General features: G+C 73.2%; 25 protein-coding genes. 15 read left to right on the top strand and 10 right to left on the bottom strand.

Going from position 1 to position 24,527, the window contains the following annotated elements:
* The first annotated feature begins 22 nt into the window (after positions 1-22).
* From WMF33_RS10570 to WMF33_RS10580, 3 genes are all read left to right on the top strand, one after another.
* Positions 23-1,390, top strand: coding sequence for a metallopeptidase family protein (locus tag WMF33_RS10570; RefSeq protein ID WP_437337031.1), 1,368 nt, complete (start codon positions 23-25; stop codon positions 1,388-1,390).
* A gap of 141 nt (positions 1,391-1,531) precedes the next feature.
* Positions 1,532-2,062 carry a hypothetical protein gene (locus WMF33_RS10575; protein ID WP_437337032.1) on the top strand — a complete coding sequence of 177 codons (531 nt, stop codon included), beginning with the start codon at positions 1,532-1,534 and terminating at the stop codon, positions 2,060-2,062.
* A 32-nt stretch (positions 2,063-2,094) separates the two neighbouring features.
* Positions 2,095-3,129 (top strand): peptidyl-prolyl cis-trans isomerase, encoded by a 1,035-nt coding sequence (locus WMF33_RS10580; RefSeq protein WP_437337033.1) that lies wholly within the window; start codon positions 2,095-2,097, stop codon positions 3,127-3,129.
* 107 nt (positions 3,130-3,236) lie between these two features.
* Here WMF33_RS10580 and WMF33_RS10585 read toward each other — a convergent pair whose 3' ends face one another.
* A complete protein-coding gene (locus WMF33_RS10585) occupies positions 3,237-4,043 on the bottom strand; it encodes a hypothetical protein (protein WP_437337034.1) in 807 nt (268 codons plus the stop codon).
* Between the two features lie 325 nt (positions 4,044-4,368).
* Positions 4,369-4,998: a hypothetical protein gene (locus WMF33_RS10590; RefSeq protein ID WP_437337035.1), complete on the bottom strand. Its 630-nt coding sequence runs from the start codon at positions 4,996-4,998 to the stop codon at positions 4,369-4,371.
* A gap of 138 nt (positions 4,999-5,136) precedes the next feature.
* Here WMF33_RS10590 and WMF33_RS10595 point away from each other — a divergent pair, with 138 nt between their 5' ends.
* Genes WMF33_RS10595 through WMF33_RS10605 form a run of 3 tightly spaced genes read left to right on the top strand, consistent with a single transcriptional unit; the run spans position 5,137 to position 6,697 of the window.
* Positions 5,137-5,430 (top strand): 4a-hydroxytetrahydrobiopterin dehydratase, encoded by a 294-nt coding sequence (locus tag WMF33_RS10595; protein WP_020734113.1) that lies wholly within the window; start codon positions 5,137-5,139, stop codon positions 5,428-5,430.
* Positions 5,431-5,456: 26 nt separating this feature from the next.
* Complete coding sequence (gene rnc, locus WMF33_RS10600) at positions 5,457-6,281, top strand: ribonuclease III (protein ID WP_044987960.1); 825 nt, start codon at positions 5,457-5,459, stop codon at positions 6,279-6,281.
* Positions 6,278-6,697: a hypothetical protein gene (locus WMF33_RS10605; protein ID WP_020734115.1), complete on the top strand. Its 420-nt coding sequence runs from the start codon at positions 6,278-6,280 to the stop codon at positions 6,695-6,697. Before rnc ends, WMF33_RS10605 begins: the two co-directional genes overlap by 4 nt.
* A gap of 44 nt (positions 6,698-6,741) precedes the next feature.
* Here the strand turns inward: WMF33_RS10605 and WMF33_RS10610 are convergent, their stop codons facing one another.
* Positions 6,742-7,803 (bottom strand): hypothetical protein, encoded by a 1,062-nt coding sequence (locus tag WMF33_RS10610; protein WP_437337036.1) that lies wholly within the window; start codon positions 7,801-7,803, stop codon positions 6,742-6,744.
* Between the two features lie 291 nt (positions 7,804-8,094).
* Here WMF33_RS10610 and WMF33_RS10615 point away from each other — a divergent pair, with 291 nt between their 5' ends.
* The gene (locus WMF33_RS10615) at positions 8,095-8,613 is read left to right on the top strand and encodes a tRNA (cytidine(34)-2'-O)-methyltransferase (RefSeq protein ID WP_044987962.1); all 519 of its coding nucleotides are present in this window, start codon (positions 8,095-8,097) and stop codon (positions 8,611-8,613) included.
* A gap of 92 nt (positions 8,614-8,705) precedes the next feature.
* On the top strand, positions 8,706-9,221 hold the full coding sequence (locus tag WMF33_RS10620) for a hypothetical protein (RefSeq protein WP_437337037.1): 516 nt from the start codon (positions 8,706-8,708) through the stop codon (positions 9,219-9,221).
* 140 nt (positions 9,222-9,361) lie between these two features.
* On the opposite strand, the gene WMF33_RS10625 is transcribed toward WMF33_RS10620, so the two are convergent.
* The 3 genes from WMF33_RS10625 to WMF33_RS10635 form a co-directional block, all read right to left on the bottom strand.
* Entirely contained in the window at positions 9,362-9,868 is a 507-nt protein-coding gene (locus tag WMF33_RS10625) for a CarD family transcriptional regulator (protein ID WP_012234339.1), read from the bottom strand.
* Positions 9,869-10,491: 623 nt separating this feature from the next.
* Positions 10,492-11,427 (bottom strand): Ppx/GppA phosphatase family protein, encoded by a 936-nt coding sequence (locus WMF33_RS10630; RefSeq protein WP_437337038.1) that lies wholly within the window; start codon positions 11,425-11,427, stop codon positions 10,492-10,494.
* Between the two features lie 10 nt (positions 11,428-11,437).
* A complete protein-coding gene (locus WMF33_RS10635; protein ID WP_437319210.1) occupies positions 11,438-12,262 on the bottom strand; it encodes an OmpA family protein in 825 nt (274 codons plus the stop codon).
* 477 nt (positions 12,263-12,739) lie between these two features.
* On the opposite strand from WMF33_RS10635, the gene WMF33_RS10640 reads away from it, so the two are divergent.
* The gene (locus WMF33_RS10640) at positions 12,740-13,120 is read left to right on the top strand and encodes a hypothetical protein (protein WP_061628413.1); all 381 of its coding nucleotides are present in this window, start codon (positions 12,740-12,742) and stop codon (positions 13,118-13,120) included.
* Positions 13,121-13,536: 416 nt separating this feature from the next.
* On the opposite strand, the gene WMF33_RS10645 is transcribed toward WMF33_RS10640, so the two are convergent.
* Together WMF33_RS10645 and WMF33_RS10650 are read right to left on the bottom strand one after the other, a co-directional pair.
* Entirely contained in the window at positions 13,537-15,147 is a 1,611-nt protein-coding gene (locus WMF33_RS10645; protein WP_437337039.1) for a hypothetical protein, read from the bottom strand.
* A 28-nt stretch (positions 15,148-15,175) separates the two neighbouring features.
* Complete coding sequence (locus WMF33_RS10650) at positions 15,176-15,823, bottom strand: AgmX/PglI C-terminal domain-containing protein (RefSeq protein ID WP_437337040.1); 648 nt, start codon at positions 15,821-15,823, stop codon at positions 15,176-15,178.
* 145 nt (positions 15,824-15,968) lie between these two features.
* Between WMF33_RS10650 and WMF33_RS10655 the strand changes: the two genes are divergently transcribed.
* Positions 15,969-16,457: a hypothetical protein gene (locus WMF33_RS10655; protein ID WP_437337041.1), complete on the top strand. Its 489-nt coding sequence runs from the start codon at positions 15,969-15,971 to the stop codon at positions 16,455-16,457.
* Positions 16,458-16,514: 57 nt separating this feature from the next.
* Here the strand turns inward: WMF33_RS10655 and WMF33_RS10660 are convergent, their stop codons facing one another.
* Positions 16,515-17,180, bottom strand: a complete 666-nt coding sequence (locus WMF33_RS10660; RefSeq protein ID WP_437337042.1) for an HNH endonuclease — start codon at positions 17,178-17,180, stop codon at positions 16,515-16,517.
* A 322-nt stretch (positions 17,181-17,502) separates the two neighbouring features.
* Between WMF33_RS10660 and WMF33_RS10665 the strand changes: the two genes are divergently transcribed.
* From WMF33_RS10665 to coaD, 3 genes are read left to right on the top strand one after another with little or no spacing between them, the layout of a single operon-like run.
* Entirely contained in the window at positions 17,503-18,399 is an 897-nt protein-coding gene (locus tag WMF33_RS10665; protein WP_061621746.1) for a 3'-5' exonuclease, read from the top strand.
* A 7-nt stretch (positions 18,400-18,406) separates the two neighbouring features.
* A complete protein-coding gene (locus tag WMF33_RS10670) occupies positions 18,407-19,870 on the top strand; it encodes a tetratricopeptide repeat protein (RefSeq protein WP_437337043.1) in 1,464 nt (487 codons plus the stop codon).
* A gap of 5 nt (positions 19,871-19,875) precedes the next feature.
* Positions 19,876-20,373, top strand: coding sequence for a pantetheine-phosphate adenylyltransferase (coaD, locus tag WMF33_RS10675; RefSeq protein ID WP_044987969.1), 498 nt, complete (start codon positions 19,876-19,878; stop codon positions 20,371-20,373).
* A 12-nt stretch (positions 20,374-20,385) separates the two neighbouring features.
* Here the strand turns inward: coaD and WMF33_RS10680 are convergent, their stop codons facing one another.
* Entirely contained in the window at positions 20,386-21,417 is a 1,032-nt protein-coding gene (locus WMF33_RS10680; protein ID WP_437337044.1) for a site-2 protease family protein, read from the bottom strand.
* A gap of 403 nt (positions 21,418-21,820) precedes the next feature.
* On the opposite strand from WMF33_RS10680, the gene WMF33_RS10685 reads away from it, so the two are divergent.
* Positions 21,821-22,780, top strand: a complete 960-nt coding sequence (locus WMF33_RS10685) for a serine/threonine-protein kinase (protein WP_437337045.1) — start codon at positions 21,821-21,823, stop codon at positions 22,778-22,780.
* Between the two features lie 397 nt (positions 22,781-23,177).
* Positions 23,178-24,428: a polynucleotide adenylyltransferase PcnB gene (pcnB, locus tag WMF33_RS10690; protein ID WP_020734128.1), complete on the top strand. Its 1,251-nt coding sequence runs from the start codon at positions 23,178-23,180 to the stop codon at positions 24,426-24,428.
* The last annotated feature ends 99 nt before the right edge of the window (positions 24,429-24,527 follow it).

The following is a 24,527-nucleotide window of genomic DNA, read 5'->3' on the forward strand; positions in this document are numbered from 1 at the left end:
GTTTCTTTATAGGCGCCGAGCGATGCCGAGCCCCGCGCAACGCCCGCTGCCCGATCAGGTCCACCTCCCCTCCGGCACCGTGGTGCGCCTGTCGGACGCCGCCGCGCGCGCCGAGGCCGCGACCCTCTTCGGCGCCCCCGGGGGCCGCGGCGGCGACGAGCGCTCCTCCGTCGGCAGGTGCGCGCGCGACGTGCAGGTCCTCGCGGGCCCGTCCGTCCTGACCGACGCGCGCGGCGCGCCGCTGGATCCGCTCGGCCTCCCGCTCGCCGACGCCCATGTCCTGCGCGCGCTCCTCGCGTCGGCCGGCGTCGTCCCCGAGGAGCCGGGCGCGTACACCTGCGAGAACTGCGGCGCCCCGTTCGAGGTCGCCCCGTCGCGCCTGCTCGAGATCGGGCCGTTCACCGACGGCGAGCTCGACGATCCCGAGCTCGATCGCCCGTTCGATTTCGGCGCGCTGCACCCGATCCCGGCGCTGCGCGTGGGGCGCGCCGTCTGCCGCGGCGTGCGGTTCGCCGAGCGGACCGTGGAGGAGGCGATGCCGCTGCTCCGCCTGCCCGGCGAGGGCGCGCTCCGGATCACGCCGTCGCTGGTCGTGGCCATGGGGATCGCGGCGCTCGGCCGCGAGCGGCGCGCGAAGGTGATCGCCGACGCGCTCGCCGCGGCGCCGGACGAGGCGTGGGCGGCGATCGTCGACCTCTACCACGAGGCGCGCTACCCCGCGCGGCTCGTCGCGGTCCACCGCTGCCAGGGCTGCGGCGCCCGCAACGATCTCGACGTGCCCCTCGAGCGCGAGCTCGCGCGCGCGCCGCTCCGCGCCCCCGAAGCGGGCGCGGACGATCCCGAGGAGCCCGGCGCGCCGGCGGGGAGGCCGGGCGCCTTCCCGGATCTCGACGCCTTCGAGGCGCGCGTCCGCGCGGCGGCCGAGCGCATCTACGCGGCCCGCGGCGTGCGGAACATCGATCTCTTCATCGACGCGGGGGTGCCCGCCTGCGACGACGGCGGCGAGCCGCTGCTCGGCTGCTACACGCCCGGGACGCCCGCGGACGAGCTCGGGATCGCCCGCCCTCCGGAGATCCGGATCTTCTACCGGACGTTTCGGTCGGAAGCTCGCGCGGACCCCGGGTTCGACGTGGACGCGGAGATCGCCGAGACGATCGACCACGAGGTGACCCACCACCTGCACCACCTGGCCGGCAGCGATCCGCTCGACGACGAGGAGCACGCGCAGATCGAGCGCGAGGAGCTGCGCCGGATCGGCCACGCCGAGGCCGCGCGGCGGGCGCGGCGCGGCGCGCTCTCGGATCTCGCCGGCTTCGCGCGCGCGACGTGGCCGGCCTGGGTGATCGCTGCGGTCGGAACGGCCCTCGCGTGGTGCGAGGGCGGACGCTGACGCGCAGGCGCCGCGCGCGCCGCCCCCGCGCTCGCCGCTTTCTTCGAAGCGGGGGATGAGCTGTTTATACTGCGGGGACAGCAACAAGATGTGCCGGGGAATTCCGGCTCCTCGAGCGCCGCTGTGCTCCTGCCGAGGATCGTGAAGACGAAGAGCTCGCCGGCCGCCAGGGCCGGATCCACCAAAGCGCCCCGTGCTGCCAAGCGGAACGGCGATGCGCAGAACCGCCGGGGAAGCCCGGATGCGGTCGAGAAGCGCCGGGCGGCGCGCCGGTTCAACGAGCTGCTGCTGGGCGGCGGCGGCCGCGCCGGCGACGGCCGCACCGAGCGCCGGCGTCGGCGCCTGCTCGCCGAGCTGGCCGAGGGCGTCGCGCGGCGCGGCAAGCGCGCGCTCAAGCCGATCGACGTCCTGTCGCGGGTCGAGGAGCTCCTCGAGCTCGGCGAGCCGCTCGCCTCGATCCGCAAGGCGTACCCGCCGCCGCCCCCGGTCGAGGTGACGGCCGAGCTCGTCGAGGGCCTGCGGCACCTCCACCGCGCCTACGGCTTCTCCGCGGACGTGTACCGGTTCGTCGGGCTCGACGCGCACGCCTTGCGGAAGGCGGGGGTGCTGCGGGGCAGCGAGCGCGGAGAGCAAGGCGCGTCCGCCGAGGCCGCGCGCCGCGGCGCGGCTTGACCTTGCCCGCCCGCGCGGGGATAACCGCTCCGATGCGCGCGAGAACGGTGAAGCTCTCCCTCGCCGCGGCCGCCGTGGCGTCCGTGTGCGCGGCGTCGACCGGCCTTTCGCTCCGCGCCGAGGCGCAGACGCCGGCCGGCGGCGCGGCGGACGCGGTGGTGGCGCGCGTCGGCGACCGGGTGATCACGGCGCCGGAGGTCGAGCGCAGGCTCGCGCAGATCCCGCCGTTCCAGCTCCAGAGCTTCGGGCGCACGCCGGAGGAGATCCGGAAGAACTTCGTGAGCCAGGTCCTCGTGCGCGAGCAGCTGCTCGCCCAGGGGGCCGCCGCGCAGAAGCTCACCGAGCGCGCCGACGTGCAGGATCGCGTCCGCAGCGTCCTGCGCGCCGCGCTGCTGCAGCGGCTCCAGGCGGAGGCGGCGGCGAGCTCCCCGGTGACGGACGAGGAGGTCCGCGCCTACTACGAGGCCCACCGCGACAAGTTCAGCTCCCCGGCGATGGTCGCGCTCTGGCGCATCCTGGTCGCGACGCGCGAGGAGGCCGAGGCGATCCTGGCGGAGCTCAAGAAGGACCCGTCGCCCCAGCGGTTCAAGGACATCGCGCGCGAGAGGTCGCTCGACAAGGCGACCAGCATGCGCGGCGGCGATCTCGGCTTCGTGGCGCCTGACGGCGCCACGTCCGAGCCGGGGCTGAAGGTCGCCTCGGGGCTCCTTCAGGCCGCCGCCCGGGTGAAGGACGCGGAGCTCGTGCCCGAGCCGGTGCCGGAGGGCGATCGCTTCGCCGTGCTGTGGCGGCGCCAGAGCCGGAGGCCCGTGAGCCGCTCGCTGGAGCAGGAGGCGCCGTCCATTCGCCAGATCCTCGCGCACGGCAAGGCCGAGGCGCAGGTGAAGCAGCTCCTCGAGCGCCTGCGGGCGCAGGACGTGTCGGGCCATGCGCCCGAGCTCGTCGACCTCATCGACGTCACCTCGACGGGCGATCTGCAGCCGCTGAAGCGCCCGGGCACCCTCGCGAGCAGCCGCCGCCCGGGCGCGCCCCCGCCGTCGCCCGTGCCGCGCAACGACATGCGCTGACGCACGGCGACCGGCGCGGAGCGCGGCGACCTGGCGCGGGCGCGGCGACCGGGCGCGGAGCGCGGCGCCGACGCCTTCGGATCGCCGCGCTCGATCGGGGGCGAGCGTCAGCTGAGGGCGACGGCGAGCACGATGGCGGCGAGGCCGGAGGCGATGGTGAGCGCGAGCGCGGCGAGGCTGCCGGCGCGTCGAGCGCGCTCTGCCGCGCCGGGGTGGAGCGCGTAGACCCCGAGGAGCAGCGCCGTGGCGGCCCTGCCCGGCACCCGGAGCGAGGCCGAGAGGAGCTGCTCGGCGCCCTTGACGCCGCCGGTGACGAGCATGACGAGCGCGCCGAGCGGGCCGGCCATGAGGTCCCAGCCGCACGCGTAGAGCCCGAAGCGGATCGCGCGCCGTCGCTCGGGCCGCGCTCCCTGGCGGCGCGCGCCGAGGTCGAGCGCGGCGCCGTGCAAGGCGTGCGCGAGGACCATCCACACGGTGAGCCCCGGGACGCCGAGCGCGAGCCACTGGAGGGCGCTCTCGCGCGCGGCCGGGTTCCGGGCGAGCTCCAGCGTCAGGCCCGGCAGCGCCAGCGCGGCGACGGGCAGGAGCGCGACGATCATCGAGAGGATCGCGAGCGTCTCCGCCAGCAGGGCGAACCGCATGGCCGCCGAGATCGCGCCGTCGGGGATCGCCGCGAAGAACGTCTCGGCCCCCAGCGTGGTCGCCTTCGAGGTGGCCCAGAGCCGCGACCAGACCCCGTCGATCGTGCGCTCCCAGGGGATGATCGCGACGACCCCGGAGCCCTCGTCGGTCGCCGCGGCGCACCCGGCGCAATCGGGCTGGCCGCAGCACGCGCAGAGCACCGCCGCGGGGACGTCGAACACCTCGTCGTCCCGCGAGAGCTCACGGCGTACGCTGGCAGATTTCTTGGCCATTGCGCACCTTCGAGGAGCGGACGGAGGCCACTCCCACCAAGGTTACGTCGCACGAGCTGGCCTGTCGACCCGAGACGCCCCCGGGCGCGCTCGTCGTCGTCCTTCCCGTCGTCCTTCCCGTCGTCCTTCCCGCCGCGCTTCCCGTCCGCGTTTCCCGTCCGCGTGCCGGGCGCGCCTCCGCATGCGCGCCCGCAGCGCGATGCTCACCGGCCTCACCGGCACCCTCGCGGCGCGGGATCGGCGCTGCGCTCGGAGCGGAGAGCGTCACGATGCCGGAGATCGGCCATCGTTTCCTGTCCTGCGCCACGCGCCACGCGCGGCGGGCTCAGTGCAGCACCTCGTCGCCCCGCCGCCGCTGTCCCGTGGGGAGGTCGTCGATCCTTCCCCCGAAGAACGCTGCGGTCGCCAGCGCGAGGAGCGCGATCGCCCCGGTCGCGTAGAGCCCGTACCCCCACGCGAAGCGGACTGGACGGAGCAGCGTGCTGGCCGGCGTGAACAGCAGGCGCATCGCGACGGTGGTGAGGGCGACCGCGGCGAGGAACGCGACGGCCACGCGGGCGCCGCGCATCTTGTGGATCGAGCGCCGCGTCAGCACGAGCGGGATCATCACGAAGAACGCGACCGCGGGGGCCCAGATCCACCCGAGCCTGCGCGCGAGCCCGAAGCCGCTGAGGTCGCGGAGCTCCGGGGCGGTCTCGTGGACCCACGGCGCGAAGAACGCCGCGAGGCCGAGGACCGCGAGCGCGAGCAGGGCCCCTCTGCCGCGCCCGACGTAGGTCCACGGGAGCGGCTCCATGTGCGGCGGGAGCGGCGCGTCGGGGTCCTCGTGGAGCGCCTCGTACGAGGGGGGGAGCTTCGAGAGCGCCTCCAGCCGGAGGCCGCAGGCGGGGCAGGTGGGCGCCTCGCTCGCCTCGAACATCTCCCGGCAGAAGGGGCAGGCGTAAAGCCCGGTCATCGCGGCGGGAGGTATAGCGCACAGCGGCCGAGCGCGCGGCGAGCGGCGGACGGCGCGCCGCGCGGCGGACGGCGCGCGGGGGGCGAGGTCCGCATTCGGGGTTCCACCGAGGCGGGGCTTAGCTCATAGTTGCGCCCCATGGGCAAGCGTGATCGGCTCTCGGGCGATGAGATCGCCGGGTTCGTCGCGGCTCACCCGGGCTGGGTGCAGGCGGGCGAGCGGCTTGAGCGGAGCTACTCGTTCCCGGATTACGGGGCCAGCGTGGGCTTCGTGATGCGGGTCGCCCTCCTGGCCGAGCGGCGCGACCATCACCCCGACATCGAGCTGTCGTGGGGCAAGGTGCGGGTCGCGTGGTCCACGCATGACGCTGGCGGTCTGACGGCGCTCGACCTGGAGCTGGCCGAGCTGACCGACCGCCTGAGCACGGGCTGACCCCGCGCGTGGGCAAGGTGCTGGCGATGCTCCCGAGCGAGCTGCTGCGACGTCTGGATCTGGGGCTGGAGGGCGAGCTGCCGCACCTCGAGGAGGCGCTGACGCACCCGAGCTTCTCGAACGAGCAGCGGGGCGGCCGGCGCGTGGACAACCAGCGCCTCGAGTTCCTGGGGGACGCCGTGCTCGGGCTCTGCGTGACGGAGCTCCTGATGGAGCGGTTCCCGGGGGCGCGCGAGGGGGAGCTCTCGATGATGCGCTCGGCGCTGGTCAACACCGACGCGCTCGCGGCGTGGGCGCGGGGCATCGAGCTCGGCGCGGCGCTCCGGGTCGGGCGCGGCGCGGAGGTCGCCGGGGAGCGCGACCAGACGAACGTGCTCGCCGACGCGGCCGAGGCGCTCGTCGCGGCCCTCTACCTCGACCGCGGCTTCGAGAGCGCGCGCGCGCTGAGCCGGAAGATCGTCGCGAGCCCGCTCGCGCAGCTCGCGAGCGGCAGCATGCTCGGGCGCGACGCGAAGAGCGAGCTGCAGGAGCGCGTGCAGGCGCGCGGCGCGGCGTCGCCGCGCTACCGGCTGATGGGCACGGAGGGGCCGGACCACGACCGCGCGTTCCTCGTCGCCGTGGAGGTCGATGGCCAGGTCATCGGCACCGGCCGGGGCCGGTCGAAGAAGCTCGCGGAGCAGGCGGCCGCGCGCGCCGCGCTGGTGGCGTGCGCCGCGCCGGAGCCCAGGGCCGCATCCGATGAACGAGCGCCCGCCGAGGCCGCGGGCGGCGCGCCCGAGGGCGCGGGGGCCCCGCCAGCCGGCGGGAGCTCCTCCGAGCAATCCGTGAACGACCGAGGACCCAGCCGATGATCCGTCACCTGTTTCTTGCCTTCACCTTCGCGCTCTGCTCGCTCTTCGTCGCGCTGCCGGCCTGGGCCGGGAGCTACCTGGACCGGGCGAGCCTGCTCCTCGAGGAGGCGCGCAGGGAAGGCGACATGCTGCTGCCGCGCACCCATGACAAGGAGCTCATCATGGTGGTGCACGCGCTCGCCGAGGCGCGCGCCCGGGTGGCGAGCAAGATGGAGTGCCCAGCCTCCGTCTCCAAGGCGCACCCCCACCTCCTGCTCGTGCTCGAGAACAGCGAGCGCGCCGCCGACGCGGCCGCGCAGGGCAACTTCAAGAAGTTCATGGAGCACCTGACGGTGGCGCGGAACGAGGATCGCGCGTTCCGGGCGCTCCTCGCCGAGCTCGGCTACGCGCTGCCCGATCTGAGCTCGAAGCGCTGAGGGGCTGCGGCCGCGCCGGGCGTCCCGGCGCGGCGCGGCGCGCTTCAGAACACGGCGCCGAGATCGAGCGCCAGGGTCCACTGCGACCCGAGCCCGGCGAACTTGTTCTCGCCGTTGATCTCGTGCTTCGAGCCCTGGTTCGCGTCCTCGGGGCTCACGACGTCGGTGACGAAGTGCGCGCCGAGCTTGACCATCTGGAACCGCAGCTGCGCGCCGAAGTGGAGCCGGTGGCGCGTCATGCGCACGGCGTCGAACACGACGGTGTTGTTGAAGTCCGCCTGGGAGCCGCCGTCGCACACCGGCTGGCCGTCGTGGGGGAGCGTCTCGCCGTTCGAGCCCTGCACGGGGTTCGCGGGCGAGTTCAGCCCGCGGAAGTTGCAGTAGCTCACGGCGTCGGTGTTCGGGGTGAGATCGATCAGCCCCGAGTCGCCGAAGATGTGGATCCACTGGTAGCCGGCGTACGGGGTGATGACCACGGTGCCGCCGATCGGCAGAGGCTTCGAGATCTGCGCGTCGAAGCCGGCGACCGTCAGCTGGAACTCCTCGGTCCCGGTGACCGTCCGGACGCTGCCGCCGACGGCGAACTCCGGGAAGATCGCGGGGACGCCCCGGCGGAACCCCTCGAACAGCGCCCAGCGCACGTCGGCGCCGCCGCTCACGAGGCTGGTGTTGGCGAGGAACCCGACGGCGCCGGTCAGCTCGAACCCGAACGGAAAGCCCTTGCGCACCTTGAGGGAGTAGTGCTGCAGGAACGAGTCCGGGCTCCGGTTCTCGATCGAGGACTGCCCGCTCGCCGGATCCGGCGGCCCCTGCGTGCCGCGCTTCCAGTAGTCCGCCTCGCTGTCAATCTTCGTGTAGTCGGCCTCGATGCCGATCTCGAACCCGCCGTAGCCAGTGGTCCGCGCCGAGTGCATCGCCGAGGGCGCCACCGCGAAGCCGTACTGCGCGATGAGCTTCGCGAACGCCGCGTCGTCGGTCAGGCAGCGCTCGTAGCCCGACGCGGGGTTGTAATAGACGCCGCCGTCCGGCCCTCGGACGCTGCAGGGCGCGGCGGCACCGGCGCTCGAAGCCCGGTCGCGCACGAGCCGCGCGAGCGCCGGGTCCATGGAGTCTGCAGCCGCCAGCGAGGACGACGCCACCCCCGCGAGGGCAATAGCCGATGCGATCCAGCACGATGCGCGCATTCCGTGTCTCCGAGGCGGGAGGCTACGTGTCCGCTCGTACAGCCGTCAAGCGGACAGAGGCGCCTCGGCCGCTTCCGATCGCGTTTTGCGCGCGGCGCGTGGGCCGGCACCCGGCGAGGCGGCGGCGGCGGTGAGGGTGAGGGTGAGCCTAGCCGCGCGCGATCCCTCCGCTCGGGGCTTGCGGCGCGCGGGCGCGTCGCGGAAAGAGAGGGCGTGCTCAAAGATGGTCGCCCCCGGCTCCGCGCGGCGCCGCTCGATCCGCCGTTCCGGATCGTGCTGGTGGAGCCCGAGATCCCGCAGAACACAGGCAACATCGCGCGGCTCGCGGCTGCGACGCAGAGCCCCTTGCACCTGCTCGGGCGGCTGGGGTTCCGCATCGACGAGCGGAGCGTCCGCCGCGCGGGGCTCGACTACTGGCACCTGGTCACGCTCGAGCAGCACCTTGACATCGCTCACTTTCGCCACCGGCACCCGAACGCGCGGCTGCGCCTGTTCAGCGCCGTGGCGCAGCGGAGCTACCTCGACGCGGACTTCCGGCCGGGCGACGCCCTCGTCTTCGGCAAGGAGAGCGTGGGCCTCGATCCCGATCTCCTCGCCCGCATGCCCGACGACGTGTTCGGCATTCCCACGCTGGGCCCCGTGCGTTCCCTCAACCTGGCCAACGCGGTGTCCATCGTCCTCTACGAGGCGCTCCGCCAGGTGGGCGCGCTCGCGGGCGCCGCGCCGGGGTGACGCCGCGGGGCGCAGCGAGCGCGCGGCTTCACCCCCGCGCGGCGGCGCGCGCGGTGGACGCCGGCGGGGCATCGTTCTAAGGGAGGGGGCCGATGATCGCGCACCGGCAGCACGCACGGCACCGCGGCGGAGGGGCGGTCGCGCGCCTCGTTCGGGCCGGCGTGGCCGTCGCGCTCTCGGTCGCGGCGCTCGCCTCGGCCGGGTGCAGCAGGCGGCCCCCGAACGGCACGCCCGACGGCGCCGTCCGGGAGCTCGTCGCCCGCCTGCGGCAGCTCCACGGCGACCCGGCGGACGCCAAGGCCGCCTTCGAGCTCCTGTCCCGGCGCGCTCGGGACAACCTGGCCGCGCGCGCGCAGCGCTACAGCGCGGCGACGGGCAAGGCGATCGCGCCCGAGGCGATGATCACGCCGTCCCGCTTCCTCCTGCGCTTCGAGCCCCAGCGGTACGTCGCCCAGATCGCCGGCGCCCACGCCCTGGTGGACGTCGCCGGCCTGCTGCCGGGCGACCGCGCCCAGATCCCTTGCGTCTACGAGGACGCAGGGTGGCGCGTCGATCTCGCGCTGCCCGCGCTCCCGCCCGTCCAGAAGCGGCCGGGCAGCGATCTCTGAGCGCGCTCGACCCGACGGGGCCGGCGCCGGCCGCGGCGCGCTGCCCCTGCGCGAGATTTCCGGCCCACAAAAGCCCGGAGGCCGGCAGTGCCGGCCTCCATCGGCAGCGGCCACATGGCCGCTAGCCATGAGGGTTCGCCTCAGTTGGCGAGAAAGATCGCCTCGATCTCGGTCTTCACCTGCTCTTCCGTCTGACCCCGGGCGATCGCGATCTCCTTGACGATCAGCGTCCGGGCGGTGTCGAGCATGCGGCGCTCACCGAACGAGAGTTGCTTGTCCGTCTTCAGGCGGTAGAGGTCGCGGAGCACCTCCGCGACGTCGTAAATCGACCCGGTCTTGATCTTGTCCATGAAACCGCGGTAGCGGCGGTTCCAGGTCTGATTGTCGAACGCGATGGTACGCTCGCGGAGGATGTCGAAGATTTCCCGGATTTCCTGTTCAGAGATGACCTGGCGAAGGCCGACCGCGCTCGCGTTGCTGACAGGGACCATGATTTTGCGATCCGTGTCCAAGATGCGGAGAACGTAGAATCGCTGGCGATTCCCAGCGATGTCCTTCTCCTCGATGTTGACAACCTCGGCAACGCCTTGGGCCGGGTAGACGGCTTTGTCGCCCACCTTGAACTGGATCTCCGAACGAGCCTGCATATCGTCTCCTTTGCCTTCCACCCCGCCGTCTCTTTATTTTTTCGTCTGCCTCCCGAAATCCTCTTCGGGAAGCGGCCGTTGAACATGCGGTTGAACCTGGACCCGCAGAACCGACAGACACCGTCGCGCATTCCTAGAAAAGAGCCGTGAGCCGCTTCTCGAGACCGCTGTGCGAGAAGCAGACGCGCGAGCACCACCGCCATGACCTTCGAGAGGTCGGTGCTCCGGCGTGCACAGTGGAATCTTGAGCAGCGGCGGTAGAAGCGGACGGTTCCGGGCGGAAGGGATTGAAGTTGGGGGAACGGCCCTCTCGAACAAGGGCCAGTTTGCGCCAGGCGCGCGCACTCTAGTGAGCCGGCCTAAATACGTCAACGAAAATCCCCGAAGATGACCCATCGTGGCGTGATCATTCTGGTTTTTCTCTCGGGATCCGGCGGGGTCACAGTGTGCACCGATGGGGGCATCCGCGTGGATGCACGCTGGCTCACGCCCCCTAGTCTAGGGCAGAGCGGGCGTCTCCGGGAGAGGTGGCGGACCTGACCGGGGTGGGATGGGTCGAAAAATCTGGCAGCCACAACGGTACCTACCGCTGTGGCCGTCCGTACCTCGAACGGGCCGGGGGCTCAGGCGGCGCAGAGCCGCTCGGCCAGTCCCCAACGGACGCCGCGATCCGAGGTGACGAGATCCACGGGCGCTCCGGCGAGCCGCGAGGCCCACGCGAGGATCTCCTCGATGAGCACGCTGCCCGCCACGATGACGTCGGCGCGCGCCGGATCCAGGGCGGGCAGCTGCCTGCGCTCGGCGAGCGTCAGGGCGGCGAGGTGGGAGGTGGTGGCCACGATCTCCGCCCCGGAGAGCCGCGCGCCGTGCACGCGGGCGCCGTCGTACGGCGCGACGCCGCGGACGAGCGCGGCAAGGGTCGTCACTGTCCCCGCGACGCCGACCAGGGTGGGCGCCGAGGAGAAGCGCACGGACGGGACCGTCGCCAGGGCGGCCCGGGCGTCCGCGCGGACCGCCTCGAGCTCCTCCGCGGCCGGCGGATCCGCGCGGATGTGGCGCTCGGTCAGCCGGACGCTCCCGACGTCGAGGCTCACCGCCCGCTCCACCGCGCCACCGATGTCGCCGACGATGATCTCCGTACTGCCTCCGCCCACGTCGAACACGACCCTGGGGCCCTCGGCCGGCAGGTCGAGCCCGGTCAGCGCGCCGGCGTACGTGAGCTCCGCCTCCTCCGGTCCGGAGATCACGCGGGGCGCCACGCCGAGGAGCTCGCGGGCGCGGGCGATGAACTCCTCGCCGCCGGCGGCGTCGCGCATCGCGCTGGTCCCGACGGCGTCCACGCGCTCCACCCCCAGGGACCTGAGCTCCTCGCCGTAACGGGCGAGGCAGGCGAGCGTCCGCGCGACGGCCTCGGGCGCGAGCGCGCGCGCCGCGTCGACCCCCTGGCCGAGCCGGGTGATGGTCGCGCGCTCGACGAGCGCCACGAGCTCACCCCCGCGGCGCTCGGCGATGAGAAGGAGGACCGAGTTGGTCCCGATGTCGATGGCCGCGACGCTCATGCCGGAGACCTCACTGGGTGAGCGTCTTCAGGTCGAGCATCTCCTCGACGTTCGGCAGCACCACGAGCTCGCAGCGCCGGTTGGCCTGCTTGTTCTCCGGGGTGTCGTTCGGCTTCACCGGGTCGGTGTCGCCGTAGCCGGAGGCGCTCCACTTCTCGGGCTTGAGGCCGCCGCCGCCCTTGTCCTGGGGCTGGAGCAGGAACGCCAGCACCTCGCGAGCGCGCATCACGCTGAGCCCCCAGTTGTCCTTGAAGCGACCGCCGGCGAGCGGGGCGTTGTCCGTGTGCCCGGCGACCTGGAAGGAGCGCGACGACAGCCCGGCGTCGTTGCGGATGACCTCGGCCACCTTGAGCAGGATGTCCTGGCCCTCCTTCTTGAGCGTCTCCCGGCCGGAGTCGAAGAGGACGTCGCCGGGCAGCTGGATGACCATCCGGTTGTTGCGGACGGTCACGTTGAGGCCGAGCTTCGTGAGGGCCTGGAGCTTCTCCCGCAGGACCTCGAAGCGCTTCTTGATGTCCTCGAGCTGCTGGGCGCGGCGGCGGAAGTCCTCGAGCGCCCGGGCCTGCTGCTCGAGGTTCGCGTTCAGGTTGGAGATGTCGACGCCCGCGGCCTTGAGCTGGGACTTGAGCTGCTCGATCCGGGCCGCCGCCTCGTCGAGCTCGCTCTTGGCTTTCTTGTTCTGCGCCTGCTCGGCGCTCAGCTGGGTCTTCAGGCCCTCGATCTCGCGGACCTTCGCCTGCATCTCCTCCTCCGAGTAGCCGCACCCGAGCGGCCCAGAGCCGGCGAGGAGCGTTGCACCCAGGAGCAACCACGACGTCGAGCGACGAACCAACATACCTTTCCTCCTAGAGCCGCGCGGCGCTCGGCCATGAGGGGCGCCGCGCCGGCGGCGCGACCGTAGCGAGGCGAATGGCGCCGCACAAGGCTCTCTAGAGCCTGCGCAACGCTGGTGCTCCATGCGAGCATGAGCTCTCCGGCGCCGTTCGCCGCGCCGCGCGGGCGCGCGATCGCCAGGGAGGAGCGCGGAGGGCCAAGACAGACATTCGAGCGATTGTCAACGAAAATCCGTTGTCCAGTGCGGTCTGGTTGTTTTCGCCACGGCCTGATCCGGCGTTTACCCTCGCAACGCTTGCGGACCAGTTTGCCTGGAACACATGGGATACATCGGTTTAGGGCCTGCAAGATTTTCCTTGACCATCACCATGCGTGGCAATATACGTCGTGCAACATCTGTTGCCTCGGTCAGGAGTTCGTAGCGGCGAGGACGTTGGGCGATGTCCGCCGCGCCGGGGCAAATGCAGGAGGATTTCCAATGGCTGCTAAGAAGACCGCGAAGAAGCCTGCGAAGAAGGTGACGAAGTCGGCCAAGAAGCCGGCCGCCGCGAAGGCCGGGAAGGTCGCGAAGAAGCCGGCGCGGAAGGCAGCGAAGAAGGCCGCCCCGAAGCGCGCCGCCGCCAAGAAGACCCCGAAGCGCGCGGCCGCCAAGAAGCCCGCCGCCAAGAAGGCCGCTCCGAAGCGCAAGGCGAAGGCGGCCGGCAAGCGCGCCGCCGCGCCGAAGAAGGCGGCCGCGCCCCGGGGCGGACGCGCCGCCGCGAAGCGCGCTCCCGCCAAGGGCGGGGGCTCGCGCGGCGCGCGCAAGAGCACGCCGGCCCCGGCCCCCGCGAGCACCGGGCCGTCCGACGAGTCTGAATAGGGCGCAGAAGGCGCGCCTCGCGTTTCTCTACAGCTCGAGGCGCCGCGAGCGGGCCTGCCGGCCGCGACGAGACAATCCGACGACTAAGACGTCCGGGGGGTGAGGACGCCGCAGCGACGGCGCGCTGAGCCAGGCCGGGCGCGCGGGTGGACGAGGTCCCCGCGACGGCGCCCAGGGCCGCGGCGACCGGCATCGGCGCGACGCGCGGCTCGCTGCCGCGCTACGCGGCGCGGCGCTGGAGCGGCGCGCGGCGCGCGTGCATCCCGGCCGGCGCGGCGGGCGGAGAGGCCTGCCGGCGCCGCAGGCGGCGGACGGGCTCCCGGGGGTGGAGCGGCGGCGCGGCGCGCCGGGGGCGCTCGTCGAGAGAGCGCGGCGGCGCGGCGTCGAGGGCGGTCGTCAGGCGCGCGCCCGAACGATCAGGCGCGCTCGCCCAGGTAGAGCCGGAGGGCGCGCGCGGCGCCCTTGCGGTCGAACGGGACGCCGACGAGGTCCTCGCGCTTCGAGATCTGCTCGAAGAGCTTCACCAGGAACTCGGAGAACGCCTCGCACTCGCGGATGGCGGCGTCGAGCCGCTGGGGATCGAGCAGATCGCTCTCCTCGAGCGCCGTCATCGCCGAGACGAACGCGTCGACGCGGGGGTAGTCGCCCACCCGGAGCAGCGGGTAGCCCATCGCCCGGAAGTACGAGAGGAACTCGCGGACGAACGCGAAGCTCGCGATGCCCGTCCACCGATCGGGCGCCGGTCCGGTGGTGCGCGCCTTGCTCGCGAACGCGCGGGCGATCTGGGCGAACATCCACACGTCGCGCCGGAGGCGATCGCTCGTCGCCCGCCGCGCCGCCTGGTCGTCGAAGACGCGGCCCTCCTCGAGCTTCGCGCCGAGCGACCTGCCGAGGAACAGGATCGCGTTCTGCAGCGCGGGGCGGAGGCCGTGCGCGACGGCGCGGAGGCGGACGCGGTACTCGGACTCGCTCACCAGCGCGTCGGCGGGCGGGAGATCGTGCTCGAAGGCGCGGCGCATCTCGAGCCGCAGGTTCGCCGCGAGCCCGGTCAGGGCGGCCTTCGTGGAGAGCAGGCGGTGCCCCTCGGCGGCGAGCTCGTCGTGGCGCGCGACGACGTCGCTCGCGGGCACGCGCAGGAGATCGCGCTCGAAGCTGTCCGCGAGCAGCGCGCCCGCGCGGCGCCGGAGGTAGTTCGAGAGCGCGCGGGCGTCGCTGCGCAGGACCGCGAGCACGAGGTACCCGCGCCCGGCGACGCGGTGATCCGAGTGATCGAGCGCGATCGCGTCGAGCAGCCGGAGGTACCGGAGCATCCGGAACAGCGCGAGGAACGTGAGCGCCACGAGGCGGTGCGCCTGCTCGCCGGGCACGCGGTGGATCAGCTCGAGCACCTGCGTGGAGGCGATGCGATCGAACTCCGGGCGAAACTCGAGCGCGTGGAGCGGGTTGAAGAACGTGCTCTGCGCGATCTCGCGCATCGCCGTCGCGAGGTGGGCGTAGAAGAGCCTGAAGTTGACCCGCGGCAGCCGGAGCAGCCCGCCCGCGACCTCGATGAGGTTCGTGAAGCCGTGCCGCAGCACGAAGAGGCTGGACTCGGGCGACTCCTGCGCCATCGTCGCGTGCAGGAGCCGCGTGCGCGCGGTGTCCTCCGGCAGCACCGTCTCGAGGTAGCGCTGGAAGACGAAGGCGCGATCACGGTCGCCGAGCATGGCGCGCGTCAGCTGGACGACGCGCGCCATGCCGTCGCGCGCGTGCTGGAGGTGCTCGCGGAAGTCGTGGCTGACGATGGTCTGGCGCCGGCCGGCGCCGGGGTGGTTCCGCGGGTTCGCGAAGCAGGCGACGCCCTTGAGCAGGATCTCGAGCTCGAAGAGCGTCTCGTCCTTCTTGTCGGCCGCGAGGCGCGCGAACCACGCCTCGCGGGCCTGCTGCTGCTCGCGCCTCAGGCCGCGCGTGTCGCGGAGCAGCTCGGCGTAGGCGTTACGGCCGGGGTGGCCCGAGCCGCGCAGGATCCCCGAAGCGTCGCTCGACACTGACGTGCTCCTCCCCGGCGGCGCGCTGCTAGTAGTTGCGCCGCTTGAAGTCGAAGGGGTAGGTCAGCACGGTCTCCTTGCCGCTCGGCGAGCGCGCCCAGGTGATCGACTTCGCGAGCTCCGCCATGCACGACTCGATCTGCGGCGCGGTCACGTCGCTCTTGTCGCGCACGATGCTCGCCTCCTCGAAGGTGCCGTCGGGCTTCAGCTTGAGCTGCCACGTGATCCTGCCCTGCGCGCCCGGGTGCTTGCGGGCGTAGAGATCGAAGCAGCAGCGGAAGCCGTCGCGCCTCGCCTTGATCGCGTCGACGAGCGGCTGCAAGCGGTCGCTCGAGCCCGCGTCGGCGGAGGTCATCGCGTTGTTCATCACGACCCCGCCGTCGGGCGGATCGTTCGTGATCTCGGAGGCGATCACCTTGCAGTCCTCGACCGTCTCGGGCGCCTTCTTGCGCGCCGCGGGTCTGTCCGGCTGCGCCGGCGCGGCGGCGGCGCCCGGGTCGGCGGCGCCCGGGGCTGCGGCGCCCGGCTCGGCGGCGCCCGGCTCGGCGGCGGCGGGCGGCTGCGACTCGGGCGGAGGCGTTGCGCCGAGCGGCGCGCTGTCCGGGGGCGTGGGCGGCGCGGTGCCGCTCGAGCAGGCCGCGAACAGGGTCGCGGCGAGGAGGACTCCGGTGAACACGGCGCTGGCAGTGGCGCAGGGACGCATGGCGCGCATACTAATCGCTCCGGATGAGCGGAAGCGAGGCGCCTTGTGTTTTTCGCCCCCGCGCGCCGCGGTCCGAGCTCGCTTTGGCGGCTGCTTACGGCTGCTTACGGCTGCCGCCTTGAAGATTCCGCTGTCATTCATCGCGGGCGCCGCCCTCGCGGTCCTCGCGCCGGCCGGCTGCGATCCCATCGCCGAGCCAGAGCTGTGCGGGGAGATCCCCCCGGGAGGGTGCCCGGTCGGCCGAGGAGGCAGCTGCGACGACGCCGCGTGCCGCGCCCTCCACGACTGCCTGGACGGCGCCTGGACCGAGGTCGCGCGGTGCGATCGGCCCGGCGAGCCCGCGGTGGACGCGGGCGCAGGGGGCGGAGACGCGGGCGCCGGCGGAGGAGAGGACGGCGGGTGCGAGGCCGTGACGCTCGACCACGGCGGCGAGGCGCAGGGCTGCGCGCCCGCGCTGCAGCTGCCGGACTGCCCGGCGGAGGCCGCCGAGACCTGCGCGGACGCCGCGTGCCGGACCGGCTGCATCGATTTCTTCCTCTGCACCGAGGAGGGGTGGAGAGCGGTCGCCTACTGCGACGACCAGGGGCGCGTCGCCGTGATCCCGTGAGCGATGCCGCCGTCGGCGCCCGCCTCGGCCGCCGGCGCGGCGCAGGGGCGAGGGCGGTCAGCCGGCCTTGAGGAAGGGGCTCCACTCGTCGAACGAGTGCGGCAGGCCGAGCAGGATCTGCATGGTCGCCGACCAGCGCGGCGGCACCGGCTGGCGGATGAGCCGCATGCTGGCCTCGTCCGGCGTGCGCCAGCCCTTGCGGAGGTTGCACGTGCGGCAGGCGGTCACGAGGTTCTCCCAGGAGTCCTCGCCGCCGCGCGACCGAGGGAGCACGTGGTCGATGTTGAGATCGCGGACGGGCGGGCGGCGCGCGCAGTACTGGCACTGGTGCGCGTCGCGCAGCATCACGTTCTTTCGCGTGAGCCGGATCGTCGGGCGCCGCATGCGCTCGTAGCGGCGGAGGTGCAGGACGCGCGGCACGCGGAGCGAGCCGCCGACCACGGGGAGGCCGTCGTCCTTGTCCCGCACCGGCAGCCGCCGCCAGGCCGAGAAATCGTGGAGCTCACCGAGCTCGTCGATGGCGAGGGCGGCGCCGCCGAAGAGCAACAGGAAAGCGCGGCGCGCCGTCGTGATCTGCACAGGCTGGAAGAAGCGGTTCACCACGAGGACGGGAAGATCGAGCGGCTCGGTCCTGCGCTCGCGGTGAAACCCCGAAGACGCGTCGCCGAGATCGAGCTCCTCGTGAGGAGAGCCCCCCGGGACTGTAGCTACCCCGTCCGGCACGCTGAGGAGTGTAGCAACGAAAGCCCCCTTGAACATCCGGTGCTGCAGCGCGGAAATTCTGCTGGAACGCCGCCGTCGCGGAGGGACGCGCGCCCCGGGCCGTCGCCTGGAGACCGCGGCGCCCGGTCCGCCGAGGGGCGGGGGGCGTCATCGGGGCAGGGCCCGCGGGAGGCCAGGGGGCCGGCGCCCGAGCATCGCCGGCCGGGGACGTCACCCCGCGCCGCGGACCGCTTTCGGTCGGGCGCCGGTTTCGGTAAGACGCCTCCATGCCGAGGGACGGTCGCCTCCTGGGTCGAGCCGCCGGGGTGGGGAAGCAGGTCGGATGACGGAGCAGCGCGAAGGAGCGGAGCCAGAGCGGACGACCGGCGCGGAGCCCCCCGCCGGCTCGCCGTGGGACGATCCGATCGAGCGCGCGCCGCTCGTGTTCCTCGATCTCGAGATGACGGGCCTGCGCCCCGAGAGCGACCGCGTGATCGAGGTCTGCGCCGAGCGGGTGCGGGGGGACACGTGCGAGGACGCGATCACGTCGCTCGTGAGGCCCGAGCCGGGCGTGTTCGGCAACGCGCACGTGCACGGCATCGATCCGCAGGAGCTCGCGGGCGCGCCCACGTTCGCCGAGCTCTGCGATCGCATCGCTCAGGTGACGGAGGGCGCGGTGCTCGTCGCCCACGCGGCCGCGTGGGACGTCGCGTTCCTGGAGGCGGAGCTCGCGCGGGCGGGGAAGGCGAAGCGCGTGCCGTACTACCTCGACACGCTCGTCCTCTCCCGCCGGGCCTTCGCCCTGCCGAGCCACAGCCTCGCCTCCCTCTGCCGGGAGCTCGGCGTGCACCGCGAGCGCGCCCACCGCGCCGAGGACGACGTGCACGCCCTGCGCGGCGTGTTCCGCAAGGTGCTGGAGGTCCTCGCCCCGCGCACGCCGCGCGACCTGTGGCACGTCCGGATCGGCGAGCGCCACGCCCGCCCGGAGCTGGTCGCCGCGGCGGTGCGCGCGGCCGAGCATGGCGCCACGGTGCGGGTGCGGTACCGGCCGGCGCGCCGCGGGCCGGAGGAGCTCGTCGTACGGGTGACGGGGGTGCGAACGGACCTCGACCCACCCCGGGTTCTCGGCTATCTGCTCCCGTCGCGCAGCCGCCGCGAGCTACGGGCCGATCGCATCCTGGCGATCGAGCCGATTTCGTCGGGAGAAATCGGCCCGGACGGCGCGCCGCAAAGGGCCTGAGATCCACGTGCGAATCCATTCGAATCGAAACGCGCCGACGAGGAGCTCCCTCGCTGTTCGCCTCGGCGGCCTGCTGACCGCGACCCTCCTCGCGTCGTGCTCGACGATGGTCGGCCCGGAGTCCGCCCGCCCGCCGGCGGCGGAGAAGTGGCTCGCCCGCGCTCGACAAGAGTTCCAGTCCGCCGACGTCGACAACGCGCGCGATGCGGTCGCGAAGGCGCTGACGATCGTCCCTGCCGACACCGAGGCCCGCCTGCTCGCGGGGCGCATCGCGCTGGCCCGGCTCGACTACGCCGAGGCGCTGCGCCTCCTCAAGGGCGTCGCCGGCTCCGAGGCCGCCGGGATCCGCGGGCGCGCGCTCTGGTACAAGGGCGACCTCGACGCCGCCGCCGACGAGCTCGAGGCGATGCTCGACGATCCGGAGGTGGTCGACGACTGGGCGAAGTCGATCGCCAAGCTGGCGCGGCGCGGGGCGGGGCGCGCGCCGTTCACGCTCTCGGGCGGGCTCCTGGCGGCGATCGAGATGCCCCACGTCAACCCCGCGGCGCCCTTCTTCGTCGTCGAGCTCGAGATCGACGGCGAGTCGGCGCTCGCGATGGTGTCGACCGGCACCGGCGAGGTGGTCCTCGACAGCAGCACGCGCAAGGAGCCGAGCTGGGTCTCGCTCCGCTTCGGCCGGCGGCTCGAGGTCAATGACGTCCCGGCGCTCACGCAGGACCTCTCGGGCATCTCGAAGCAGATCGGCGCGCCGGTCAAGGCGCTCCTCGGCGTGAACCTGATCCGGCACCTCAACGCGACCATCGACTACGCCGGCCGGCAGTTCGTCGTGCGCAGCTTCTCCCCGCCGGCGCCGCCCGACGCGACGCGCGTCGACGTGGCCTTCATCAAGGGCGGCGGCATGGTGCTGCGCAGCAGCCTCGGGCCCGACAAGGCGGTGCAGGGGCCGATGCTCATCGACACGTCGATGACGTTCCCGATCGCGCTCGACAAGGAGGGCTGGAAGAAGGCGGGCTTCGAGGCCGACGGTCTGAAGCGGGTCGAGCAGGATCCGGAGCAGAAGCTGAAGCAGGGCGTCGTGCCGATGCTGCGGCTCGGCGCGCTGGAGATCCCCAAGGTCCCCGGCGTGTACGGGGCGCCGCTCCAGGCCGTCGAGAAGCAGCTCCAGCTCGATCTGGACGGCGTGATCGGCGCGGGGCTGCTCGCCTACTTCCGCGTCACCTTCGCCGACGGCGGCCGGCTCATGTGGATCGAGGACGACACCGCCGTGAACAAGGTGCTCCAGGGCGGCGAGCCGGCGCCCGCGAACGAGGGGCAGGTCCCCGCCGCCCCCGCGGACGGGGCCGGCCCCGCGGGCGGGATTAGCTCGCCCGCGCCCCAGGCGCCCGCGCCCCAGGCGCCGCCGGCGCCGCCCGCGGCCGCGCCGAAGTCGACCCCGCCCGCGGGCGCTCCCAAGCGGACGCCGGACCGGTGAGCGCGATGGCCAAGGAACTGCTGGCGGTCTACGCGGGGAGCTTCGATCCGATCACGTTCGGTCACCTCGATCTGATCCAGCGGGCGTCGAAGCTGTTCGATCAGGTGATCATCGCGGTCGGCCGGCATCCGACGAAGCACCCGCTCTTCACCTACTCGGAGCGGCTGGAGCTCCTGCGCCAGACCACGAGCGAGGTGTCGAACGCGCGGATCGACTCGTTCGAGGGGCTGCTCATCCAGTACTGCCAGCGGGTCGGCGCGCGGGTGATCGTCCGCGGGCTGCGCGCGGCGACCGACTTCGAGTACGAGCTGCAGATCGCCCACGCGAACGCGGACATGCTCCCCGGCGTCGACACCGTGTTCCTGCCGACGCGCACGCATTACGGCTTCGTCTCGGCGTCGCTCGTGCGCGAGATCGCGAGCCACGGCGGCGACGTCAGCCACTACGCCCCCGCCGTCGTCTGCGACGCGCTCCGGGCGAAGTTCGGCGCCGCGAAGCCCTGAGCGCCGGCGCGCTCAGTAGGTGCCGAACGGGGTAGGCATCAGCAGCAGCACGAAGAGGAGCAGCGTCACCACCGCGATCGCCTTGCGCCCCGGCGACAGCTCGCCGGGCTCCGTGGGCGGGTGCTCCCGCCCGCCGATCCGCAGCATCAGGTAGACGAGGCCGAACCACGTGAGCCACGGTATCCCGTTCGTGACGCCGGCGAGCAGCGCGTCGTAGAGCCCGTCCGCGATGAAGTGCTGCGTGAAGTAGACGACGTTGCCGACGAAGAGCGCGAGCATCAGGACGTGCGCGGCGCGGCCGTAGCGGTCCTGCCGCTTGCCGAACAGCGCGTAGGCGACGTGCCCGCCGTCGAGCTGGCCGACCGGGAAGAGGTTGAGCACCGTGATGAGCAGCCCGGCCCACCCCGCCATCGCCGTGGGGCCGAGGAAGACGTCGTGGTTCTCCGGGATCGGACCGACAGCGAGCCGCCTCAGCAGGAGATAGAGCAGGCTCCGCCCTTCCTGCAGCGCGGGTCCCGACGTGGCGTGCACCTCCGAGTGCATCAGGCCCACGAAGAGGACCGGGAGCGCAACCACGAGGCCGGCGAGCGGCCCGGACGCGCCGATGTCGAGCAACGCGTTCCGCGACTTGATCCTGCCCTTCATCGAGATCACCGCGCCCATCGTGCCGAGCGGGCCGATGAGCGGGAGCGGGATGAAGTAGGGGAGCGACGCCTCGACCCCGTGCGCGCGCGCCGCGAAGTAGTGCCCGAACTCGTGCGCCAGCAGGATCGACAGGAACGGCACCGCGAACGGCCAGCCCTGCAACAACGCCTTCACGAGGGAGAGCGCGCTGTCGTCCTCGGGCGTGACCTGAGCCCAGAAGGTGCCGGCGGCGAACACCGAGACAACCGTCAGGCAGAAGAGCGCGAGGTTCTTCTTCCAGCGAAGCGGGGGCGGACGCGAGGCGGCGGCGCTCGGCCGTGGGAAGCTCGCCGCCGAGGGCGAGAGCTCGGCGTCCAGGTCGAGCGCGCTCGGGGAGGAGGTTCGACGATCGTCGGTCATGCGCCGCTAAGCGTGGCCGTCTCCGCGTCGCCGCTCAAGCGGTCCGCGCGATCCCGCGTCCGGGCGGGCAGCTCGCCGCGCGCCGCGCGCGGCCGCGTTCGTCGCGCCGGCCCGTCGCCGCCGCGCGAGACGGTCCCAGCAGGCGCCGCCAGGCTCGCGCGCCGCGCCGGATGACCTTGCGCGTCAGCCCTGCGCCCTCGTCCTCCGGCGGAGCCAGCCGGGCCGGCGGGAGCGGCCGCGCCGGCCCGGGCCCTCGCAGGCGAGCGCGCCGCGGCCGCGGATCGGTGCGGCGGCGAACCTCCCGCTGCGCCCGCGCGCCGCGCCGGGTCGGCCCGCGCGCTCTTCTGCGCCGCCGCTGCGCGCGTTTGCCCTTCGACAGGCGCGACTGCGCTACGATCGATCCATGCCTCCTGCTCGCGTCGCCGCCGAAGCGCTCGTGGGCAAGCTCCTCTGCAACAAGTACCGCGTCGTGCAGCTGCTCGGCAGCGGCGGGGTCGGGCACGTCTACCTCGCCGATCGCACCGGCAGGCCCCAGCAGGCCGCGCCGTCGCGCGTCGCGCTCAAGGTCCTCCGGGCAGAGCTCCGCGACGACCCGCTGCTCGTCGCGCGGTTCGAGCGAGAGGCGGACGCCGCGTCGCGCGTCCGTCACCCCAACGTCCTCCGCGTCGAGGCGCTCGAGCGCGCCGGCGACGCGCCGTGCTTCGCGATGGATCTGCTCGTCGGCCTCGACCTCGCCGACACGCTGAGCTTCACGCGCTCCCTCGTCCCCGCGCGCGCGGTCCGGATCGCCGCCGACCTCGCCGCGGGCCTCGAGGCCGCGCACCGGGCCGGGGTGATCCACCGCGACGTGAAGCCGGAGAACGTGTTCCTCGTGCACGCCGCCGACGGGCGCGAGATCGTCAAGCTGCTCGACTTCGGGCTCTCGTTCATCGCGGGCCAGGGCGAAGGCGCGCTCTTCCCCCGGGTCGTGGGGACGCCCGAGTACATGGCGCCCGAGCAAGCGCAGGGCGCTCCCGCGGCGCCCGCCGTCGACGTCTACTCCCTCGGCATCGTGCTCTACGAGATGCTCGCGGGCCGCGTGCCGTTCCAGGGGACGTACCCGGCGATCGCGGAGAAGCACGCGCGCGAGCCGCCGCCGCCGCCGCACCGGTTGCACCCGGGGCTCCTCATGTCGCGCGAGCTCGACGCGGTCGTGCGCAAGGCGCTCGTGAAGGATCCGCGCGGCCGCTTCGCCTCGATGGCGGAGCTGCGGCAGGCGCTGCTCGCGACGCCGGAGGCCAGCGCCGGGGCGCCGCTCGCCGCCCAGCCGGACGCGGCCCCGCCGCCGGCCCCCGGGCTCGGGCACTGGGGTACCAAGCCGTGACGCCGGCTCGCTCCGGAAGCTTCTGTCGGCTCCCCTGCGCCTCGGCTTTGCTCTCACGGCGAAGCCCTGCTAGACGGCCGGTAGCATCTCTTGTTCCGGGCGACAGCCGGATCCGCTCGCCAGGCCGAAGCAGGCCGAGGCGAGCGAGCCGGCACGGTTCGGGGGTCCGCGGGCGCGGGCCTCATCGCGCGGGTCGGTTCTCCAGGGAGTACCCAGAATCGCGCGCCAGTCGTCCTCCACTCCCTCCAGGCGCTGCCTGGTGCTTTCTCGGTTGCTGATTATGGGTCGCGCGACCCCATCTCCTGATAACGGCACAGCGGCACATCAAGACGCCGATCTTCCGACGTACGAGGTCCGAAGCGCCCCCGGGCTGCGCGTTGGGCCCGAGGGCGAGCTCGTGCCGACGGACACGGGCGCCCTCGACGGCGATCCGTTCCGCGTCGAGCTCGTCGACGAAGACATCCCCACCCCGCGCCGCTTCCAGGTCGTCTTCGACGAGGCGCGGATCGATCCGGACGTCCAGAAAGTCGTTCGACGCCTCGTTCGCCACGGATACCAGGCCTACCTGGTAGGCGGGTGTGTACGGGACTTGCTGCTCGATCGCCGCCCGAAAGATTTCGACGTCGCCACCAGCGCCCGGCCGGAGGAGGTCCGCGAGCTGTTCCGCAACTCGCGCATCATCGGCCGGCGGTTTCGCCTGGTGCACGTCCTCTTTCAGGGCGGGAAGGTCATCGAGGTGGCGACCTTCCGCCGCAACCCGAAGGAGGACTCCGAGGACGGGAGCGAGCTGCTCATCCGGAGCGACAACGCGTTCGGCGTCGCGCACGAGGACGCCCTGCGCCGCGACTTCCGGATCAACGCGCTCTTCTACGACGTGGAGGCGCGGCAGATCCTCGACTGGGTCGGCGGCATGGAGGACGTGCGCCGCCAGGTGGTCCACACGATCGGCGACCCTGAGACGCGCTTCCGCGAGGATCCGATCCGCATCCTGCGCGCGCTCAAGTTCGCCGGCCGGCTGGGCTTCGCGATCACCCCGGACGTCTACGACGCGGTCGTCTACTGCCGCGACGCGCTCGCGCTCGCGGCGCGCCCGCGCCTCTCCGAGGAGATCCTGCGCCTCCTGCGCGGCGGCCAGGCGCGTCGGACCATCTACCTCGCGTGGGAGACGGGGGTGCTCGACGTCCTCCTGCCCGAGGTCTCGGCGCTGCTCTACGACGATCGCGGCGACGACGGCCCGGGCCAGCGCCTCTGGCGCGTGCTCGACTACGTCGACCGGCGCACCGCCGCGGACCGGCCGCTCGACGACACGGTCCTCTGGACGCTCCTGCTCCTCGAGCCGATGAAGGAGGCCTGCGACGGGGTCCGCGATCGCGCCGCGGCGGTCGCCGACTTCCTCGAGCCGCTCATCGACCGGCTGGCCATCTCCCGCCGGTACGCCGACGGGATGCGCCGCATCGTCGCCGTCCTGCCGAGGCTGGCCGGCGGCCGCGCCGGCCGCTTCGCGCGGACCGACATCTTCCAGCCCGCCCTCGACGTGCTCGCCGCCGAGCTGACCGCGCGCGGGGAATCCACCGAGGCGATCGACCGGCTCCGCTCCGCCCCGCAGCCGCGGCGCCACCACGCCGATGCGGCGCAGCACCGGCGCTGACCGGGGCGCCGGTGGCCGACCGCGACGGCCGGCGGCAGGGGCGCGAACGGACCGGCCGGCGTGGAACATCGCCGGGGTTTCTGGTTTCATAACAGCCCC

The organism is Sorangium sp. So ce394 (assembly GCF_051474665.1).
Taxonomy (GTDB): Bacteria; Myxococcota_A; Polyangia; order Polyangiales; family Polyangiaceae; genus Sorangium; species Sorangium cellulosum_D.